We start from the raw sequence: 20,104 nt of genomic DNA on the forward strand, positions 1-20,104 counted from the left end.
CACGATGACGCCGCAAAGCGAGCAACCTGCATGGCTCGACGGACGCCTTGCATCGCGCGTGTGCGGCCTTCGATTCCATTTCTTCGATTCCACCTCCCGCGCGTGTCGGCTCGATGCGCGGAAACCGTCAGGCGTCCGACACACCGTTCCCCGATTCGCGGGGTGTACCGATTGGATAATTTGGTGCGCCGGTGCGCGCTGCGAATGGGCAACCGCTGCTGCCCGCGCCGGCTCATGCACCGAAATGAGGAATCCGGTTCGCCGACATTTCCTTCAAGTGCCGCTGCGACAGGCATTGCGCGGCAATGGCCCGGTTTTTGCTGGAGTTGCCGAGGCCGCGCAACGGTTGCGCGCTGCCCGACGACATACCAGACAAGGAAGATTCACCGTGAGCCCGACGATCCGACCGTTTCCCCGACGCACCTGGCTGGCTGCGCTGATCGCAGCACCCGTGATGGTGCTGTGCGCCGCCGCACCGGCGCATGCCGACGCGCTCGACACCATCGCGAAAAACGGCGCGCTGCGCGTCGCGGTGCCTGAGGACTATCCGCCGTTCGGCTCGGTCGGCACGGACATGCAGCCGCAGGGTTACGACATCGACATGGCCGCACTGCTCGCGAAATCGCTCGGCGTCAAGCTGAAGCTCGTGCCCGTGAACAGCGCGAACCGGATTCCGTACCTGACGACCAACAAGGTCGACATGGTGATCTCGTCGCTCGGCAAGACACCGGAGCGCGAGAAGGTCATCGACTTCTCGACCGCATATGCGCCGTATTTCCAGGGCGTGTTCGGACCGTCCGACCTGAAAGTGAGCGCGCCGGCCGACCTGACCGGCAAGACGGTCGGCGCCACGCGCGGCGCGCTCGAGGAGATCGCGCTGTCGCAGCTCGCGCCGAACGCGACGATCAAGCGCTTCGAGGACAACAACGCGACGATCCAGGCGTTCCTGTCGGGGCAAGTGCAACTGATCGCCGCCGGCAACATCGTCGCGGCGGCGATTCTCGCGAAGAACCCGCCGCGCCGGCCCGAGGTCAAGTTCGTGATCAAGAATTCGCCGTGCTTCGTCGGCGTCAACAAGAACGAACCGCGCCTGCTCGCGAAGATCGACGACACGATCGCGCATGCGAAGCAGGACGGCACGCTCGGCGCGATGTCGAAGAAGTGGCTCGGCCAGCCGTTGCCGGCCGGACTGTGACGCAGCGCAGAGTCGCCTGACGCGCCGCCGCGGCCGGCATGCCCGGCGCGGCGGGCGTCGTTGTCCGAACCCGAATCCATTCACTTCCCATGAGCTACCAGCTTCAATTCGGCGAGCTCGCCGATTACGCCGGCGTGTTCGCGAGCGGCGCGGCGATCACGCTCGCGCTGACCGCGGTCGCAACCGTACTCGGCGTCGCGCTCGGCGTGCTCGGCGCGGCCGCGTACAGCGCCGATGCGCGCGCGGCCGTGCGGCTGCGCCCGCTGATCGGCGCGTACGTCGAGGCGATTCGCAATACGCCATTCGTCGTCCAGCTGTTCTTTATCTTCTTCGGCTTGCCGGCGCTCGGCGTGCACATCGGCGAGTACACGGCCGCGATTCTGGCGATGACGCTCAATCTCGGCGCGTACTCGGTCGAGATCGTGCGCGCGGGCGTCGGCGCCGTGCCGAAGGGGCATCTGGAAGCGGCATCCGCGCTTGCGATGTCCCGCGCGCAGATGCTGCGCCACGTCGTGCTGCCGCAGGCGCTCGCCAAGGTGTTTCCGGCGCTCTCGAGCCAGATCGTGATCACGATGCTCGGTTCGGCGGTCGTGTCGCAGATCTCGGTGGCCGATCTGACCTATGCGGCGGGCTACATTCAGTCGCGCAACTTCCGCGCGTTCGAGACGTACTTCGTGATCACGCTCGCGTATCTGGCGATGGCGCTGCTGTTGCGCGCGACGCTCGGCTCGATGGGGCGGCGCCTGTTCTCGCGCCGCGTGCGAGGTGCGCGATGACCGATTTCACGTTCGGGCAGATTCTCGCGAACCTGCTGCTGGCCGCGCGCTGGACGATCGTGCTGTCGATCGTGTCGTTCCTGTCCGGCGGCCTCGTCGGCCTCGGGCTGCTCGTGATGCGCGTATCGAATTCGGTCGTGCTGCGCGGCTGCGCGAAGCTCTATATCGAGGTGTTCCAGGGCACCCCGCTGCTGATGCAGCTGTTCATCGTGTTCTTCGGCCTGCCGCTCGTCGGGTTCGACGTGCCTCCGTGGGTCGCGGCCACCGCAGGCCTCACGTTCTTCACCAGCGCCTACCTCGCCGAAATCTGGCGCGGCTGCGTCGAGGCCGTGCCGAAAGGGCAGTGGGAGGCGTCGGCGAGCCTGGCGATGAGCTACGTCGAGCAGTTGCGTCACGTGATCCTGCCGCAGGCCGCGCGCATCGCGGTGGCGCCGACCGTCGGCTTCGGCGTGCAGGCCGTGAAGGATACGGCGCTGGTGTCGATCATCGGCTTCACCGAGCTGACGAAGGTCGGCACCGCGATCTCGAACGCGACGTTCCGGCCGTTCATCGTATACGGCCTCGTCGCGCTGATCTATTTCGCACTCTGTTATCCGCTTACCCGTTACGCGCGCACGTTGCAAAGGAGATGGCATGCCGCTCGTTGAAACCCGTGGTCTCGAAAAGAACTTCGGCACCCATCATGTGCTCAAGGGCATCGATTTCTCCGTCGAGCGCGGGCAGGTCGTCTCGATCATCGGCCGCAGCGGCTCGGGCAAGAGCACGCTGCTGCGCACGCTCAACGGGCTCGAGAGCATCGACGCCGGCACGATCTCGATCGACGGCGAACGCGTCGATGCACGGCATGCGGACCTGCGTGCACTGCGGCTCAAGGTCGGGATGGTGTTCCAGCAATACAACCTGTTTCCGCATCTGAGCGCCGGGCAAAACGTGATGCTCGCGCAGTCCGTCGTGAAGAAGGTGCACCGCCAGCAGGCGCGCGCGATCGCGGAACTGATGCTCGAGCGCGTCGGCCTCGGCGACAAGTTCGACGCGTTTCCGGAACAGCTGTCGGGCGGCCAGCAGCAGCGCGTTGCCATCGCGCGTGCGCTCGCGATGAAGCCGAGCGTGCTGCTGTGCGACGAAATCACGTCGGCGCTCGATCCCGAGCTCGTCGGCGAGGTGCTGGGCGTCGTCGCGCAGCTCGCGCGCGAGGACATGACGCTGATCATGGTCACGCACGAGATGAACTTCGCGCGTGCGGTGAGCGACAGGATCGTCTTCATGCACCAGGGACGGGTGTGGGAGAGCGGCACGTCGGAAGACATCTTCGAGCGGCCGCAGACGGTGGAGCTGACGCGGTTCCTCGGCAGCATCCGGAATACGGAAGCCGTGGCGCGCTGATCCGCGATGCCGGCGGGGTGCTGACATCGCCGCACGGATCGTCGACAATCCCCGGCGTATGCACCGCGCCCGCGCGTGCCGAGCCGCCCGAGAGAGTCTTCGATGTCCGGAATATCCATCAGGTCCGCCAGCGTCGACGACGCGCAGGCGATCGCCGATTTTCACGTCATGGTCTGGCGGCATACCTATCGCGATCTCGCACCGGCGCAAGCGCATGCCATCCTCGACGAGCGCTATCGCGGCGTGAAATGGCGGGAAAAGCTCGCGTCGAGCGACAGCGACCAGCTGGTGCTCGTTGCGCAAGCCGGCAGCAGGATCGTCGGCATCGGCGCGGCCGGCGCGCCGTCGGAACCGATCTTCGGCGGCCGTGGCGAGATCAAGTTCCTGTATGTCGATCCCGAATTCAAGCGTCGCGGCATTGGCCGCGCGCTGCTTTCGCAACTCGCGACGCATCTGGACCGGATGCGATATCGGGGCGCGGCGTTGAGTGTCGTCAAGGGCAACGACGCCGCGATCGCCTTCTACGCGTCGCTGAACGGCCGGTTGGCCGGCGAGTATGTCGATGCGGGGCCGATCTGGCGATCACAGAACATCGTGATGGTGTGGGACGACCTCGCGAGTCTCGTTGCCTGAGTCCCCCCTGCCGCGCGCACGCGCGTCATGCCAGGCGGGCGCGCAGCCACGTCCGGAACGCGGTCACGAGCGGCGAATCGGCCAGCTCGTGACGCGTGACCAGATAGTACGCATGACGCGACGGCACCGCCGCGCTGAACGGCCGCACGAGCGTGCCGTCGATCAGGTCGTCGGCTACCGAGAGGCTGTCGCCGAGCGCGACACCTTGCCCGTGCACGGCGGCTTCGACGCCGATGTGTGCGTTGCCGATTTCCAGAATGCGGATGCCCGGCAGCTTGTCCGCATTCGCTTCCGCCAGCCAGCGCATCCACGATCCCGCATGCTCGCAGAACAGCGTGCGTCCCGCGAGATCCTGCACCTTGCGGATCGCACCGGGCCCGTTCATCAACGCCGGGCTCACGACCGGAAACAGCGCCGGATGCGCGAGCAGCTCGACGCGCCGGTTCCGCCAGTTGCCTTCCCCGTAGCGAATGCATACGTCGACGTCGGGCGAATAGGTCTCGCGATCGTCGTTCGACGGAATCACTTTCAGGTGGATCCCCGGGTAGCGCTCGAGAAAATCGCCGATGTGCCGGGCGAGCCAGCGCGACGTCAGCGACAGCGGCGTCGATACGACGAGATCGCCGGCGGCCACCGGCGAATCGAGCCTGACGGTGGCGTTCGCGATCATGTCGAACGCGGCGCCAACCGGCTCCAGCAACGCCTCGCCTTCGGGCGTGAGCTTCACGCGCGCCTTTGATCTGACGAATAGCGCGACACCGAGCGTGCTCTCGAGAATGCGAATCTGGTGGCTGACCGCGCTCGCGGTCACGTGCAGTTCGTCGGCGGCGGCCGACACGCTGCCGCGCCGGGCGGCGGCTTCGAACGCACGAAGCGGGTTCAGCGGGGGCAGGCGGTTGCGCATCGGCGAACCCGTCAGAGGCGACGGTGCTGAGAAAAATTTCATTAAAGCGGATTCAATTTCTCGCTACAACAAAAAAAATTGAATGCCTACAGTGGGAGCAATCCAACCGAGTCGAGGTCGACCGCAATGAGCCTTACCGAACCGATCGAGCGCCTGTGGGGCGGCCGCTTCCAGTCGAAACCGTCCGATGCGCTGCAGAACCTGTCGCGCTCCGATCCGAGTTTCTTCCGCCTCGTGCCGTACGACCTCGCGGGTTCCCGCGCCCATGCGCGCGAGCTGAACCGCGCCGGCATCGTGAACGACGACGAACTCGCGCAACTGCTGGCCGCGATGGACGCCATCGCGCGCGACTACGCGGCCGGTGCGATCGCGCCGTCGCTTGCCGACGAGGACGTGCACACCTTCCTCGAACGCGTACTCACGCAGCGGCTGCCGGCGCTGGGCGGCAAGCTGCGCGCCGGGCGCTCGCGCAACGACCAGGCGGCGAACGACCTGCGCCTGTACCTGCGCGACAAGGCGCGCCAGCTCGTGCGCGGCGTGCTCGATCTGCAGGATGCGCTGGTCGGCCAGGCGAGCCGGCACGTCGACACGGTGACCGCCGGATTCACCCATCTGCAGCCCGCTCAGCCGATCGTGTTCGGCCATCAGTTGCTTGCGCACGCGCAGTCGCTGTATCGCGACGCCGACCGCCTGGTCGACTGGGACCGCCGCACCGCGCGCTCGCCGCTCGGCGCGGCGGCGCTCGCGGGCTCGGCGATTTGCGTGCGGCCCGAGCTGTCCGCGCAGGAGCTCGGTTACGACGCACCGTGCGAGAACTCGATCGACGCGGTGGCCGCGCGCGATCACGTCGCCGAATTCGTGTTCGTCACGAGCATGCTGGCCGTGAACCTGTCCCGCCTGTCGGAAGAAGTGATCCTGTGGACGTCGCGGCAATTCCGCTGGGTGGAACTCGACGACGGCTACGCGACGGGCAGCTCGATCATGCCGCAGAAGAAGAACCCCGACATCGCGGAACTCACGCGCGGCAAGGCAGGGCGCCTGATCGGCAACCTGACGGGCCTGCTCGCGACGCTGAAGTCGCTGCCGCTCGCGTACAACCGCGATCTCGCGGAAGACAAGATCGCCGCGTTCGATTCGATCGATACGCTCGAACTCGTGCTGCCCGCGATGGCGGGGATGATCCGCACGATGCGCGTGAACGTCGACGAGATGCGTCGCCAGGCGCCGCTCGGCTTCACGCTCGCGACCGAGGTCGCGGACTGGCTTGCGCTGACCGGCGTGCCGTTCAGCGAAGCGCACGAAATCACCGGCACGCTCGTGCGGGCATGCGAGCGCGACGGCATCGAGCTCGCCGACGCGAGCGCCGAACAGCTGCAGGCCGTCGACACGCGCCTCGCCGCCGCGGTGCGCGCGCATCTGACGCTCGACGCGGCCGTCGCCGCCCGCGGCGGGGCGGGCGGCACGTCGCCCGCGCGCGTGCACGAGCAGATCGGCCGCTTGAGCGCCGCGATCGAACGCCAGGCCGCGTGGGCCGCCGACTACCGGGGGCCGTCATGCTGAGCGCATCCGATTCGAGCCGTCTCGACGGCGCACCGGGGCCGGCTGCTCGACCGGCCGACGATATCGCCGGGCTCGTTCGCGTGCGCCGGCGCTACTGGGGCCGCTATGTCGCGTCGATTGCGATCATTGCCGCGCTCGCGTATGTGGCGGTCGCGTTCGCGCGCGGACAGATCGAATGGCGCGTCGTCGGCCAGTTCCTGACCGCGCATTCGATCCTGACGGGGCTCGGCAATACGATCGTGATGACCGTCCTCGCGATGACGCTCGGCATCGTGCTCGGGGTCGTCACCGCGGTGATGCGGCTGTCGTCGAATCCGGTGCTCGGCGCGATCGCGCAGGGTTACATCTGGCTGTTCCGCGGCACGCCGGTGATCCTGCAACTGCTGCTGTGGTTCAACCTCGCGCTCGTGTTTCCGACGCTCGGCATCCCGGGTATCGCCGAATACCGGACCGTCGACGTGATGACGCCGTTCCTCGCGGCGGTGCTCGGGCTCGGCATCAATCAGGGTGCCTACACGTCGGAAGTCGTGCGGGCAGGGCTGCTGTCGGTCGACACGGGCCAGTACGAGGCCGCGAAATCGATCGGCATGGCGCGCCTGCAAGCGCTGCGTCGGATCATCCTGCCGCAGGCGATGCGCGTGATCGTGCCGCCGATCGGCAACGAGCTGATCGGCATGGTCAAGCTGACGTCGCTGGCGAGCGTCGTGCAGTACGCGGAGATGCTGCACAACGCGCAGAACATCTATTACGCGAACGCCCGCGTGATCGAGCTGCTGATCGTCGCGGGCATCTGGTATCTCGCGGTCGTCACCGTGCTGTCGCTCGCGCAGGCGCGCGTCGAGCGGCGTTTCGCGCGCGGCGCCGGCAGGGCGGCGGGCCGCAAATGAACGACACGACCCTCAACCATCGGGAGAACGTCATGACGAACGCGGTCGTTCGCGCGGTCGACGTACGCAAGTCGTACGGCGATTTCCAGGCGCTGCACGGCATCACGCTCGACGTCGCGCCAGACGAAGTGCTGTGCATCATCGGGCCGTCGGGTTCCGGCAAGAGCACGTTCCTGCGCTGCATCAACCAGCTCGAGCCGATCAGCGCCGGCGCGCTGTGGGTCAACGGCGAACTGGCCGGCTACCGCCGCGCCGGCGACCGGCTCCACGAACTGTCCGAGCGCCAGATCGCGCGCCAGCGGCTGGCGACGAGCATGGTGTTCCAGCGCTTCAACCTGTTTCCGCACAAGACCGCGCTCGAGAACGTGACCGAAGGCCCCGTGCAGGTGCTCAAGCGCCGCCGCGCGCAAGCGGAGGAGGAAGCGCGCGCGCTGCTCGCGCGCGTCGGCCTCGCGCACAAGTGCGACGCGTTTCCGGTCGAGCTGTCGGGCGGCCAGCAGCAGCGCGTCGCGATCGCGCGGGCGCTCGCGATGCATCCGCAGCTGATCCTGTTCGACGAGCCGACATCGGCCCTCGACCCCGAACTCGTCGGTGAAGTGCTGGCCGTGATGCGCGATCTCGCGAAGAGCGGGATGACGATGATCGTCGTCACGCACGAGCTCGGCTTCGCGCGCGAGGTGGCCGACCGCGTCGTGTTCATGGACGGCGGCCGGATCGTCGAGAGCGGGCCGCCTGACCAGGTGCTGTCCGCGCCGACGCACGCGCGCACGCGCGAGTTCATCTCCGCCGTGATTGCATGACCGGGCCGGGCGCCCCGTTTTACCGCGCCCGAACGATCGAGCCGCCGACGAGCGCGGCGTAGCACCTCATTACTCCATCATGACAAGGCGACATCCCATGAAAGCATCCGTCCTGACCCGCACGCTGGCCGCCGTCGCATTCGGCGCACTCGCGCTTCATGCACCGTTCGCCGCCGCGCAATCCGCGAACGCGAAACGCACGCTGAACGTCGCGATCGTGCCGAACTACCCGCCGTTCGAATACAAGGATCCGGCGACCGACAAGCTGGCCGGCTTCGACGTCGATCTCGGCGAGGCGCTCGCCGCGAAGATGGGCGCGAAACTGAACTGGGTCGAAACGAGCTTCGACCAGATGATGAGCGCGGTCGCGACGCAACGCGTCGACATGATCCTGTCCGGCATGACCGACTTGCCGACGCGCCGCGATGCGGTGACGTTCGTCGACTACATCGAGACGGGCCCGCAGTTCTATACGTTGAAGACACGCGCCGGCGAGTTCGCGCAGATGGGCGCGCTGTGCGGCAAGCGCGTCGGCTCGAGCCGGCGCACGTCGTTCCCCGACAACACCACCGCGTGGAGCGCGGAGAACTGCGTGAAGGCCGGCAAGCCGGCGATCATCGTCGTCGGTACCGACGGCTCGTCGGACGCGCGGATGCAGTTGCGCCAGAACCGCATCGACGCGGCTGTGCAGGGCGGCGAGACGCTGCCGTACCAGAACAGCCTCGAGCAGAACGCGTATGCCCCCGTCGGCAAGCCGTTCCTGTCGCAATACACGGGCATCGGCGTCGCGAAGAGCAATACCGCGCTGAGCGGCGCGTTGACGACGGCGCTCAACCAGCTGATCGCGGACGGCTCGTACCAGAAGCTGCTCGCGAAATGGGGGCTGCAGGAGCACGCGGTGGCGAAGGCGACGATCAACGCGACTCGCTGAGCGAGCGATGACGGACCTCGCTCCCCGCTGGCCGGACGCGAAGCGCGCGTGCGTCGCGCTCGCGTTCGATCTCGACGGGCCGACCGGCGACGCGATGCTGAACGGGTCGATCTGGCGCAACCCCGCGTATTTCACGCTCGGCAGCTACGGGCCTTGGCGTGCGCTCGGGCGGTTGCTCGACATGCTCGCGTCGTTCGGCCTGCCCGCGACGTTCTTCGTGCCCGCGTGGGTCGCGCGGACCTGGCCCGCGCAATGCGCGGCAATCGTCGAGCGCGGCCACGAGATCGGTTACCACGGCTACCGGCACGAAGCGTTCTGGACGCTCGAGCCCGAGCGACAGCGCGAGATCATGGCGCAGTCGGCCGACGTCTTCGCACGTACGCTCGGCGTGCGGCCGGTCGGGTTCCGCACGCCGTCCGGCGACTGGAGCGATGCGACGGTTGCGGTGCTGCGCGAAGCGGGCGTGCGCTATTCGAGCTCGATGCGTGGCGACGACCGTCCGTACCTGCTGCCCAGCGCGGACGGCGAGCCGCCGCTCGTCGAGATTCCCGGCCGCTGGGAGACCGACGATTACGCGTCGCTTGCGTATCACCGCAACCCCGACTATCCGGCCGGACTCGACCGGATCGCCGGCTACGATGCGACGCTCGACAACTGGACCCGCGAATTCGATGGCGTCTACCGCGAAGGGCTGTGCCTGACGACGCTGCTGCATCCGAAAGTCTGCGGCAAGCCGGGGCGCATCGCGCTGCTGGAGGCGTGGCTCGGCCACATGCGCGCGCACGACGGCGTGTGGTTCGCCCGCTGCCGCGACGTGGCCGACTGGTGGCTCGAGCAACACGCGCGAAGCACGCGTCCCATGCAACGGAGCGGCATGTGAAGACATCTTGTTCCTGGCCGGACGGCGCGCGATGCGCGGTCGCGATCACGGTCGACTTCAACGACGTTCACGGTATCCAGACGCGCGAACCGCGTATCGTCGGCCGTGAAAAATCGCTGTCGGTATGGCGCTACGGCGCGACGCGCGGCGTCGACCGGCTGCTCGCGGCGTTTGACGAGTTTCGCGTACCGACGAGCTGGTTCGTGCCGGGCCGCGTCGCGCAGACGCATGGCGACGCCGTGCGTGCGATCGCGGCCGCGGGGCACGAGCTCGGCGTGAGCGGTTTTCGCTGCGAGGATTTCGACGTGCTGCCGCTTGCCGCGCAGATCGATGCGTGCCGCGCCGGGCGGGCGGCGCTCGCGGACGCCACCGGCTGCCGCGTCGAAGGCTTTCGCTCGTTCACGGGCAACTGGGCCGACGGTTTTGCGGACTTTCTCGTGGCGGAAGGCTTCACGTGGTCGTCGTCGTGGCGCGGCGACGATGTGCCGTACCTGCATCCGCGCAGCGACCGGCGCACGGACGCCCTGCGGCTCGTCGAGCTGCCGCTGCACTACGAACTCGAGGACGCGCCGTACTTCGAATTCAACCTGTCGCCGCCCGTGCCGGCCGGTCAGCCGCGCATCGCCGCGTACCGCGACGTGCTCGATAACTGGCGGTGCGACGTCGATGGGTTTCGGCGCTTCGGGCTGTGCTGCGTGCTGCGCCTGCATCCCGAGATCATCGGCACGGCGGGGCGGATCGACCTGCTGCGTGCGTTGCTGGCCCACCTGCGTGATGCCGGTGACGTCTGGTTTGCGACCGGACGCGACGTCGCACGCTGGTGGCGCGAGCACGTGAGCGCCAACGAGCCGGACCATCCGGTCGACGTGTTTGCACGTTGCGTGGCAGAGGAGTCGGCGCGATGACGATGGATAGCGAAACGCGCGCCACGCGGCTCGCGACGTTCGTCGCGCAGACGCCCGCTGCCGCGGTGCCTGACGATGTCGTCGCGAAAACCACGCGGCACGTGCTCGATACGTTCGGTGCCGCACTGGCTGGCACGTCGGCCGTCGAGGGGTATGAACAAGGTAAGCGTAAATTCCTATCATAAGCCTTATAGTTATAAAGATGGCTCTGATTATTACGATCTCGCGCAGTAACGTCTGATTTTTCTTGCGCTAATCTGAGCGGCCCTCTGCGATCCGGACGATCCGCAATGGCTACCCTCGAACGCACCGCGTATCCGCGCTTCCCCGAGGTTCTGGCACCCCGGGAACTGCAAACCTGCTACACCCCACTGCCCGACGAACTCGAATGGGCTCGCCGCTCAACGCGCGGTGAGCGACCGCGATTGGGTCTGCTGGTGCTGCTGAAGGTCTTCGAGCAACTGCACTATTTCCCGCCACTCGATACCATTCCGGCCGCCGTCGTCGAACACATTCGGGCAGCCACCGATATCGGCGACACCGTGCAATTTGGCTACGACACGGCGTCGTCTCCAACGCTCTTCCGGCATTACACCGCGGTACGCACGTGGCTCGACGTGAAGCCCTATTACGGCACCGACGCGAACGCGATCGCGACACGGGCGGCGCACACCGCGTCGCTGACGATGGATCAGCCGGTGGACATCATCAACGCGACGATTGACGAGCTGATCGCGCGCGATATCGAGCTGCCGGCGTTCTCGACGCTCGACCGTCTGACCGAACAGATCCACGCCCGGGCGCAGTCCCGGCTCTTCAAGCGCGTCACGCGACGCTTGACCGATGAACAGAAACTCGCGCTCGACCGGTTGCTCGCGCGCGATCTGTCGAACCGGCAAACTGCCTACAATCGGATCAAGCGTCATGCGAAACGCCCATCGCGCCAGCATCTGGAGCTGCTGATCGACCAGATTTCTTGGCTCGACGAGCTCGGCGATTTCTCACTGGCCATCGCCGGGATTCCGGCCTCGAAGCTGCGCTCGCTCGCCAACCAGGCGATGGCGCTCGACGCGTCGGCGCTCAGGAACGACACACTGCCCGAGAAGCGCTACACATTGATCGTCGCGCTGCTCAACCGCATGCGCGTGCGCGCCCGCGACGATCTTGCTGACATGTTCGTACGGCGCATGGGTGCCATCCACAAGCGTGCAAGCGACGAGCTGGACGCAATTCAGCGCAAACAGCGCGATCAGGTCGAGGATCTCGTCGGTTTGCTTGACGGTGTAGTCGACATCCTTGCCGACGAATCCGACGAGACGGCCATCGCCCGGGCGGTAAGGAAGCTGCTCGCGCCGAAAGGCGATCTGGAGCCATTGCGCGAGAGTTGTGCGGCGATCCGCGCGTTCAGCGGCCGCAACTATCTACCGTTGCTCTGGAAGCACTTCAAGGCGCACCGTTCGGTCATGATGCGTGTCGTCCGTACGCTCGAATGGGATTCGACCAGCCCGGTCCGCTCGCTGCTGAATGCACTCGATGCCGTGCTGGAGAACGAATCGCTGCATCGGGAGTGGATCGGTGCGGACGTCGACATGAGCTTCGCCGCGCCGCGATGGCGCAAGCTCGTGCGGCGCTCGCACGGCGAGGGGCCTCCGACTAATCGTCGGTATCTCGAGCTTTGCGTGTTCTCGTACATGGCCGAGGAACTACGGGTCGGCGATCTATGCGTATCGGGCTCCGACGCATACGCCGATTATCGCGATCACCTGTTGCCATGGCGGCAATGCGAGCAGCAGTTGCCGGACTACTGCGACAAGCTCGGCATGCCCACGACCAGCAGCCACTTCGTGCGCCATCTGCGCCAATGGCTCACAGACGCTTCCCACAAGCTCGACGCCGAATTGCCGCGCAAGCGCGAGCATGTCGTGATCGACCGTCATGGCGAGCCGATTTTGCGCAAGACCGTCGCCAAAGAAATCCCCGCGAGCGCGATCGCCTTGCAGGAGCGGCTGAACGCCCGCCTGCCGACGCGGAACATGCTGGACATCCTCGCGAACATCGAGCACTGGACCCATTTCACGCGGCACTTCGGGCCGTTGTCCGGGAGCGATCCGCAGATTCGCAAGGCCGCCGAGCGCTACTTGTTGACCATTTTCGCGATGGGCTGCAATCTCGGCCCGACCCAGGCGGCCCGCCATCTCGACTCCGATGTCACCGCGCACATGCTGTCGTTCGTCAACCGTCGGCATATGAGCCTGGACAAGCTCGAGACCGCGCAACGCGAGTTGATCGAACTGTACCTGCGACTGGACCTGCCGAAACACTGGGGCGATGGCAAAACCGTGGCGGCCGACGGCACGCAGTACGACTTCTACGACAACAACTTGCTGGCCGGCTATCACTTCCGCTACCGAAAAATGGGCGCGGTCGCGTACCGGCACGTCGCCGACAACTATATCGCGGTGTTCCAGCACTTCATTCCGCCGGGCGTGTGGGAAGCGATCTACGTGATCGAGGGCCTGCTGAAGGCTGGGCTGTCGGTCAAGGCGGACACCGTTCATGCCGACACGCAGGGCCAGTCGGCCGCCGTTTTCGCGTTCACATACCTGCTCGGCATCAACCTGATGCCACGAATTCGCAACTGGAAGGACCTCGTGCTGTACCGGCCGGACAGCAAAGCCAAGTACAAGCACATCGACAAGCTGTTCACGGCGACCATCGACTGGGCGCTGATCGAGCAGCACTGGCAGGAGCTGATGCAGGTCGCGCTGTCGATTCAGGCAGGCACGATCTCGTCGCCGCTGCTGCTGCGGCGGCTCGGCTCCGAAAGCCGCAAGAACCGGCTGTACCTGGCCGCCCGCGAGCTCGGCAACGTCGTTCGCACGGTATTCCTGCTCGAGTGGATCGGCAGTCTCGAACTGCGGCAGGAAGTCACCGCGAACACAAACAAGATCGAGTCGTACAATGGCTTCTCGAAGTGGCTGTCGTTTGGCGGGGACGTGATCGCCGAGAACGAGCCAGAGGAACAGCAGAAGCGGCTACGCTACAACGACCTGGTCGCGTCGGCCGTGATCCTGCAAAACACGGTGGACATGATGCAGGCGCTACGCGAGATGGCGGCAAACGGCGAGAAAATGCGGGCCGAAGACATCGAGTTTCTGAGCCCATATCCGACTCACAACATCCGGCGCTTCGGCCACTACAAACTGCACCTGGATCGTCGGCCGGAAGCCTGGATCCGGGACCCGCTGTTCGGTCAAGCTGCCCGCACCTACGCATCCCGTTCATGACTGCACGCCCGGCCACCACTACGACCTATTTCGGCGATGTCGACACAGCAGCGCTCGAGCGGCTCGAATCGAGCTACGACACAACACGCCTGCTGGCCGCCGTCGATATCGTCGATCGCATCCGCACTCAACTTCATGACCCCGAGGGGCTACGTGACGATCTCCTGGAGATCCACAGCATGGCGCACTCGGTGTTGAACGGCGCACCATCGGTGCCGGCGCGAGGCGAAGGCACACTGCCCGAGCGGGTGCTGGACGCGCTTGACCGGATTGACGAATTCGTCATGGAACTCACACGGGTGAGGACGATCCTCGAGCCGCTCGAAGCGTTGTGCCCGGACGAGGCGTTCGGCGAAGATTGAGTGTGCGTGGGCGAAACGTCTGCAGGGGTGATCGCGGGACTCAAATGACACCGAGCGCCTCGGGCGAGTAAGAGCCGCGTTTGCTGTGGCTCTCAGAATGTGCCCACACTTCCTGGGGTCGTTTCAGGCCGATGCAGGTGACAGAATCAGCCAAGTCGATTCCTTAGCGAAAAAGTCCGTTTCTTGACGGCCCCCCGGCTGGCGGCCGAAGCTGGGCCGCCTGCCGTGACCGGTGAGCCGAAACGGGAGACGACGGCGCGGCTGCCGTGCCGCCTGCGCTGCTCGCAGCTGGAATTTGCCGAGCGCTTTGCAAATAACCGCGCACGCAGCGCCGCCGCCTGCGCCGTCGCCGTACCTGATGCCGCCGTGGGACCAGACGAACCGTGTTGTTAGCTGGTTGTCTTCGTTCCACTCACGTCTGACTCCCTCCTTTCGAGACGCAGATAGGTGTCTGCGGCCACCAGACCGAACACGATGTGAGCAATGAGGGTCATCCAGCTCCTGGCGTCTGCGAACCACGGAAACAACCGGGTCATGCCGTAGAAGTTGACCAGGTACACGGCGACACCGAATAACGCCCCCACCAGCGAGGCCATTCCGATGCTCGAATCGAAGCTGAACGGCGCCATGATCACCGCCAGAATGAGCGCGAAGATGATCGATAGCGCAAAGTGGACGACGAGCGCCACCAGCATGATGCCCGGGTCAAACGTGGCAGGCTGGACAAGCGCATCACGTCCCAAGGCGATTGCCGCGATCATTCGCGGTGGTCCCCATGGACTCTGCCCCGTGACCCACATGGCAAGGAGTTCGAGCACCAGGAAAACCACGCCAGCGACACAGCCGCCGATCACGGCCGCGCGCCAGTCAGGCGTACGGCGAGTGAAATGGTGCGAATGCATGTGAAGTTCCATAGCGACCTCCTTACAATGAAGCGGCTCCCCTGTGCCGCCTGCGCGAGCCATCTTGGACGACAATTTGCGCGCCTGCTCCCCGATTGGACGACAACCTACTGCGGCTGCTCGATCATCAGATAGCGAACGACCAGCGCCGGATCGACGATTTCCAAAATGAGACGGCGAAGAATGCGAGTGCGCATGTGGTCCTCATCCAGCAGCCATGGACCGCCGACGTCGCTCAGATGACGGGAAATCGCATCGCGCATGGCGTCGCCTTCCGAAGGCGCGTCCAGCCGCACCGCCAGCAGCCCGGCGATTACGTCATCAAGCTCAATGCTCAAAGGCATGGAATCAATCGTCAGGTTCAGCTTCATGGTCAACAAAAATGGAAATCGTGTCCGTCGCAACAGCGAACGGCGCGGACTGACTATTACGAGATGTCCGTGCCGTGTATCGGTTCGTCCAAGCCTAGAATCGAGCCGAAGCATGACTTTGCTGCGGCTTACCGCTTTGTCTTCACCTCCTTGAACTCCGCATCGACCACGTCCTCCTCCCTTGTTCCACCACCGGCCTCTTGACTGGCCGAGCCTTCTGAGCCACTGGCTGCCTGCGACTGCACGTCGGCATACAGCTTTTCGCCGAGTTTCTGCGAGGCCGTGGCGAGCGCATGCACCCGGGCGTCGATCTCGGCCTTGTCGGATTCCTTGAGCGCCCCCTCAAGCTCCTTGATCGCGGCTTCGATCTTTTCCTTCTCACCCGCCTCCAGCTTGTCGCCGTACTCGGTGAGTGCCTTCTTCGTGCTATGCACCAGGGCATCGCCATGGTTACGCGCGTCAACCAGCTCACGCATCCGGTGATCTTCAGCGGAGTGAGCCTCGGCATCCCTCACCATCTTCTGTATTTCCTCCTCGGACAGCCCTGAATTTGCCTTGATGGTGATGCGGCTTTCCTTGCCGGTCGCCTTGTCTTTGGCCGACACGTGCAGGATGCCATTCGCGTCGATGTCGAACGTCACCTCGATCTGTGGCACGCCACGCGGTGCAGGCGGAATGCCTTCGAGGCTGAACTCGCCCAGCAGCTTGTTGCCGGTGACCATCTCGCGCTCGCCCTGATAAACCTTGATCGTCACGGCAGGCTGGTTGTCGTCGGCGGTGGAGAAAGTCTCCGAGAACTTGGTCGGGATGGTGGTGTTCTTCTCGATCATTCTGGTCATCACCCCGCCCTGTGTTTCGACGCCGAGCGACAGCGGGGTGACGTCGAGCAGCAGCACGTCTTTGCGTTCGCCTGTAAGCACCGCGCCCTGGATGGCCGCGCCCACCGCCACGGCTTCGTCCGGGTTGACGTCCTTGCGCGGCTCGCGGCCGAAGAACGCCCTGACCTTGTCCTGCACCCGTGGCATGCGGGTCATCCCACCCACTAGAATCACGTCATCGATCCGGTCCACCGCCACGCCGGCATCCTTGATAGCGACGCGGCACGGCTCCATCGTGCGCTCGATCAGATCTTCGACCAGTGCTTCGAGCTTGGCGCGCGTGAGCTTCAGCGTCAGATGCTTTGGCCCACTGGCGTCGGCCGTGACATACGGCAGGTTGATTTCGGTCTGCTGGGTCGACGAAAGTTCGATCTTGGCCTTCTCCGCGGCTTCCTTCAGGCGTTGTAGCGCCAGCACGTCCCTGGACAGATCGACACCCTGGTCTTTCCTGAACTCGCCGATGATGTAGTCGATAACGCGCTGGTCGAAGTCCTCACCGCCCAGAAACGTATCGCCATTGGTCGAGAGCACTTCGAATTGCTTTTCGCCCTGCACGTCGGCGATCTCGATGATGGAGATATCAAAGGTGCCGCCGCCGAGATCGAACACGGCGATCTTGCGGTCACGGTTTTCCTTCTTGTCCAGACCGAACGCGAGCGCCGCCGCGGTCGGCTCGTTGATGATCCGCCGCACTTCAAGGCCGGCGATGCGACCGGCGTCCTTGGTGGCCTGGCGCTGGCTGTCATTGAAATAGGCGGGCACCGTGATGACGGCTTCGGTGACGGGTTCGCCCAGGTAATCCTCGGCGGTCTTCTTCATCTTGCGCAGCACCTCCGCCGAAACCTGCGGCGGGGCAAGCTTCTTGTCCTGCGCCTCGACCCATGCGTCGCCGTTGTCAGCCTTGAAAATTCTGAAGGGCATCAGGCCGATGTCCTTCTGCACCTCTTTTTCCTCGTAGCGGCGGCCGATCAGCCGCTTGACGGCAAACAGGGTGTTCTTTGGATTGGTCACGGCCTGGCGCTTCGCCGGCGCACCGACGAGCACTTCGTCCTCGTCCATGTAGGCGACGATCGATGGCGTGGTGCGCGCGCCTTCCGAATTTTCGATCACCTTGACCTGATTGCCGTCCATCAGCGCCACGCACGAGTTTGTGGTGCCGAGGTCGATGCCGATGATCTTGCCCATGGTGTTCACTCGCTCGATCCGGTTCGGGGAATGCCCTCTTGAATTCCGCTCTGTTGCAACGTGTCCGTACGCCGTGCGTGTCCGGTCAATACTCCATCTCATGTGATGGTACGGCGGCTTGGGTCTCTTCCTTCGGCAACTCCGCCACCACCGCGTCAGTGGTGAGGATCAGCCCGGCGACTGACGCAGCATTCTGCAGGGTCGTACGCGTCACTTTCGTCGGATCGACCACGCCCATCTCCATCAAGTCCCCATAGGTATCGGAAGCCGCGTTCCAGCCGAAGTTGCCGGACTGTTCCAGCACCCGGTTCAGCACAACCGAAGGCTCTTCGCCCGCGTTCGACGCGATCTGGCGCAGCGGTTCCTCCAGCGCGCGCAGCACGATTCTGATGCCGGCATCCTGATCGGTGTTGGCACCTCGCAGCGCCTTGAGCGCCGTGCGAGCGCGCAGCAGCGCGACGCCGCCGCCCGGTACGATACCTTCCTCGACGGCCGCACGCGTCGCGTGCAGCGCATCCTCCACACGCGCCTTCCTCTCCTTCATTTCGACTTCGGTGGCCGCTCCAACCTTGATGACCGCGACGCCCCCCGACAGCTTCGCGATGCGCTCCTGCAACTTCTCCCTGTCAAAGTCGCTCGTCGTCTCTTCAATCTGACGCCGGATCGCCTGAATGCGTCCGTCGATCGTCTTGCGCTCACCCGCGCCGTCGATGATCGTGGTGGCCTCCTTCTCAACCTCCACCCGCTTGGCGCGCCCGAGGTCTTCCAGCGCGACCTTCTCGAGCTGCTTGCCGGTCTCCTCCGAAATCACTATGCCGCCGGTCAGCGTCGCAATGTCTTCCAGCATTGCCTTACGGCGATCGCCGAAGCCCGGTGCCTTCACCGCCACTGTCTTGAGAATGCCGCGCAGCGAGTTCACCACGAGCGTGGTCAGGGCCTCACCCTCGACGTCCTCTGCGATGATCAGCAACGGCTTGCCCGCCTTGGCGACGGCTTCCAGCACGGGCAGCAGGTCATGAATGCTCGAGATCTTCCTGTCATGCACGAGAATGTACGGTTCCTCGAGCACGGCGAGCTGCTTCTCGGGATCGGTGATGAAATAAGGCGAGAGCCAGCCGCGATCGAACTGCATGCCTTCGACCACCTCCAGCTCGCTCTGCAGCGATTTCCCCTCTTCAAGGGTAATCGCTCCGTCCTTGCCGACCTTTTCCATCGCTTCGGCGATGATCCGGCCAATCTCCTCATCGGCATTCGCGGAGATGGCGCCGACCTGGCTGATTTCCTTGCTGGTCGTCACGGCTCTCGAGAGCTTCTTGAGCTCGTCGACGACGACCGCCGTGGCCTGGTCGATACCACGCTTCAGGTCCATCGGATTTAGGCCGGAGGCGACGTACTTCATGCCTTCTCGCACGATGACCTGGGCCAACACGGTGGCGGTGGTCGTGCCATCACCGGCGACATCGGAGGTCTTCGCGGCGACCTGCTTGACCATCTGCGCGCCCATGTTCTCGAACCGGTCGTGCAGTTCGATAGCCTTCGCCACGGTCACGCCGTCCTTGGTGACCGTCGGTGCGCCAAACGATCGCTCGAGCACGACATTGCGTCCCCTCGGACCAAGCGTGACCTTGACCGCATCGGCAAGCAGATTGACGCCCGTCAGAATGCGGTGGCGGGCGAGATCGTGAAACTTGACGTCCTTGGCTGCCATTTTCCGGTTCCTCCCGACATGTCAGACAAAACGCAACGCCGTGCAATGGATCCGCCGCGAGGTTTTCACGGAGCAGAATCCGCGGTCACCACCGCCAGCAGGTCGGCTTCACGCATGACCAGCAACTCATCGCCTTCGACCTTGATGGGGGTGCCGGCGTATTTGCCGAACAGCACGCGGTCGCCCACCTTGACGTCCGGTTCGCAACGGCGGCCATCCTCGAGCCGCGTGCCCGGGCCGACGGCAATCACTTCTCCGTGGTCGGGTTTTTCGGCCGCCGTGTCGGGGATGACGATGCCTGCTGCGGTCCTGCGCTCCTGCTCCTGCCGCCGGACAACGACCCGATCATGCAAAGGGCAGATTTTCATGGTTGGCTCCGTATTGTCAGGTACGATGGGGATTCGGTTGCATGCCGAATCGACTTCATGGCGATTCCGTGCGGGGCGCTCAGCCAGTCCCCGAAGTCAACGCGGAGCGCCTGATCGCAGATCTTCCCCGGCTTGATCGGGTCCCCTGGCCGGGGCCAACAGACGCACTCTTTGCACGTCCCGACGCCC

20 protein-coding genes are annotated in these 20,104 nt (G+C 65.1%); 14 read left to right on the forward strand and 6 right to left on the reverse strand.

Annotated features, from left to right (window positions below; all coding sequences use genetic code 11):
• Positions 1 to 388 precede the first annotated feature (388 nt).
• The 5 genes from DIE15_RS13750 to DIE15_RS13770 all read left to right on the forward strand — a co-directional run bounded on the left by DIE15_RS13750 (position 389) and on the right by DIE15_RS13770 (position 3,987).
• On the forward strand, positions 389 to 1,195 hold the full coding sequence (locus DIE15_RS13750) for a transporter substrate-binding domain-containing protein (protein WP_057926908.1): 807 nt from the start codon (positions 389 to 391) through the stop codon (positions 1,193 to 1,195).
• A gap of 89 nt (positions 1,196 to 1,284) precedes the next feature.
• Positions 1,285 to 1,971: an amino acid ABC transporter permease gene (locus tag DIE15_RS13755; RefSeq protein ID WP_057926907.1), complete on the forward strand. Its 687-nt coding sequence runs from the start codon at positions 1,285 to 1,287 to the stop codon at positions 1,969 to 1,971.
• Positions 1,968 to 2,618, forward strand: coding sequence for an amino acid ABC transporter permease (locus tag DIE15_RS13760; protein WP_057926906.1), 651 nt, complete (start codon positions 1,968 to 1,970; stop codon positions 2,616 to 2,618). Before DIE15_RS13755 ends, DIE15_RS13760 begins: the two co-directional genes overlap by 4 nt.
• Positions 2,605 to 3,354 carry an amino acid ABC transporter ATP-binding protein gene (locus DIE15_RS13765; RefSeq protein ID WP_124833537.1) on the forward strand — a complete coding sequence of 250 codons (750 nt, stop codon included), beginning with the start codon at positions 2,605 to 2,607 and terminating at the stop codon, positions 3,352 to 3,354. The genes DIE15_RS13760 and DIE15_RS13765 overlap by 14 nt, the downstream gene beginning before the upstream one ends.
• A 102-nt stretch (positions 3,355 to 3,456) precedes the next feature.
• A complete protein-coding gene (locus DIE15_RS13770; protein ID WP_124833538.1) occupies positions 3,457 to 3,987 on the forward strand; it encodes a GNAT family N-acetyltransferase in 531 nt (176 codons plus the stop codon).
• Between the two features lie 25 nt (positions 3,988 to 4,012).
• Here DIE15_RS13770 and gcvA read toward each other — a convergent pair whose 3' ends face one another.
• The gene (gene gcvA / locus DIE15_RS13775) at positions 4,013 to 4,891 is read right to left on the reverse strand and encodes a transcriptional regulator GcvA (RefSeq protein ID WP_124833593.1); all 879 of its coding nucleotides are present in this window, start codon (positions 4,889 to 4,891) and stop codon (positions 4,013 to 4,015) included.
• Positions 4,892 to 5,017: 126 nt separating this feature from the next.
• On the opposite strand from gcvA, the gene argH reads away from it, so the two are divergent.
• From argH to tnpC, 9 genes are all read left to right on the forward strand, one after another.
• Positions 5,018 to 6,451 (forward strand): argininosuccinate lyase, encoded by a 1,434-nt coding sequence (gene argH / locus DIE15_RS13780; RefSeq protein ID WP_124833539.1) that lies wholly within the window; start codon positions 5,018 to 5,020, stop codon positions 6,449 to 6,451.
• Positions 6,445 to 7,338: an amino acid ABC transporter permease gene (locus tag DIE15_RS13785; protein ID WP_057927080.1), complete on the forward strand. Its 894-nt coding sequence runs from the start codon at positions 6,445 to 6,447 to the stop codon at positions 7,336 to 7,338. The genes argH and DIE15_RS13785 overlap by 7 nt, the downstream gene beginning before the upstream one ends.
• Positions 7,335 to 8,138, forward strand: a complete 804-nt coding sequence (locus tag DIE15_RS13790) for an amino acid ABC transporter ATP-binding protein (protein ID WP_124833540.1) — start codon at positions 7,335 to 7,337, stop codon at positions 8,136 to 8,138. Before DIE15_RS13785 ends, DIE15_RS13790 begins: the two co-directional genes overlap by 4 nt.
• A gap of 97 nt (positions 8,139 to 8,235) precedes the next feature.
• On the forward strand, positions 8,236 to 9,069 hold the full coding sequence (locus tag DIE15_RS13795; RefSeq protein ID WP_057926900.1) for an ABC transporter substrate-binding protein: 834 nt from the start codon (positions 8,236 to 8,238) through the stop codon (positions 9,067 to 9,069).
• Positions 9,070 to 9,076: 7 nt separating this feature from the next.
• On the forward strand, positions 9,077 to 9,949 hold the full coding sequence (locus tag DIE15_RS13800) for a polysaccharide deacetylase (RefSeq protein WP_057926899.1): 873 nt from the start codon (positions 9,077 to 9,079) through the stop codon (positions 9,947 to 9,949).
• A complete protein-coding gene (locus DIE15_RS13805) occupies positions 9,946 to 10,854 on the forward strand; it encodes a polysaccharide deacetylase (protein WP_124833541.1) in 909 nt (302 codons plus the stop codon). Before DIE15_RS13800 ends, DIE15_RS13805 begins: the two co-directional genes overlap by 4 nt.
• Positions 10,851 to 11,039: a hypothetical protein gene (locus tag DIE15_RS13810; RefSeq protein ID WP_260428251.1), complete on the forward strand. Its 189-nt coding sequence runs from the start codon at positions 10,851 to 10,853 to the stop codon at positions 11,037 to 11,039. The genes DIE15_RS13805 and DIE15_RS13810 overlap by 4 nt, the downstream gene beginning before the upstream one ends.
• A 105-nt stretch (positions 11,040 to 11,144) precedes the next feature.
• Positions 11,145 to 14,141, forward strand: coding sequence for a Tn3 family transposase (locus DIE15_RS13815; RefSeq protein ID WP_124833542.1), 2,997 nt, complete (start codon positions 11,145 to 11,147; stop codon positions 14,139 to 14,141).
• Complete coding sequence (gene tnpC, locus DIE15_RS13820; protein WP_124833543.1) at positions 14,138 to 14,503, forward strand: Tn3 family transposase post-transcriptional regulator TnpC; 366 nt, start codon at positions 14,138 to 14,140, stop codon at positions 14,501 to 14,503. The genes DIE15_RS13815 and tnpC overlap by 4 nt, the downstream gene beginning before the upstream one ends.
• Positions 14,504 to 14,892: 389 nt before the next feature.
• Here tnpC and DIE15_RS13825 read toward each other — a convergent pair whose 3' ends face one another.
• The 5 genes from DIE15_RS13825 to DIE15_RS13845 form a co-directional block, all read right to left on the reverse strand.
• Entirely contained in the window at positions 14,893 to 15,417 is a 525-nt protein-coding gene (locus DIE15_RS13825) for a hypothetical protein (protein ID WP_124833544.1), read from the reverse strand.
• Between the two features lie 95 nt (positions 15,418 to 15,512).
• Positions 15,513 to 15,776, reverse strand: coding sequence for a hypothetical protein (locus DIE15_RS13830; RefSeq protein ID WP_124833545.1), 264 nt, complete (start codon positions 15,774 to 15,776; stop codon positions 15,513 to 15,515).
• Positions 15,777 to 15,904: 128 nt separating this feature from the next.
• The gene (gene dnaK / locus DIE15_RS13835) at positions 15,905 to 17,839 is read right to left on the reverse strand and encodes a molecular chaperone DnaK (RefSeq protein WP_124833546.1); all 1,935 of its coding nucleotides are present in this window, start codon (positions 17,837 to 17,839) and stop codon (positions 15,905 to 15,907) included.
• Between the two features lie 85 nt (positions 17,840 to 17,924).
• Positions 17,925 to 19,547, reverse strand: coding sequence for a chaperonin GroEL (gene groL / locus DIE15_RS13840; protein ID WP_124833547.1), 1,623 nt, complete (start codon positions 19,545 to 19,547; stop codon positions 17,925 to 17,927).
• Between the two features lie 65 nt (positions 19,548 to 19,612).
• Positions 19,613 to 19,915 (reverse strand): co-chaperone GroES, encoded by a 303-nt coding sequence (locus DIE15_RS13845; RefSeq protein WP_124833548.1) that lies wholly within the window; start codon positions 19,913 to 19,915, stop codon positions 19,613 to 19,615.
• Between the last annotated feature and the right edge of the window lie 189 nt (positions 19,916 to 20,104).

The organism is Burkholderia sp. Bp9031 (assembly GCF_003857965.1).
GTDB classification, from domain to species: domain Bacteria; phylum Pseudomonadota; class Gammaproteobacteria; order Burkholderiales; family Burkholderiaceae; genus Burkholderia; species Burkholderia ambifaria_A.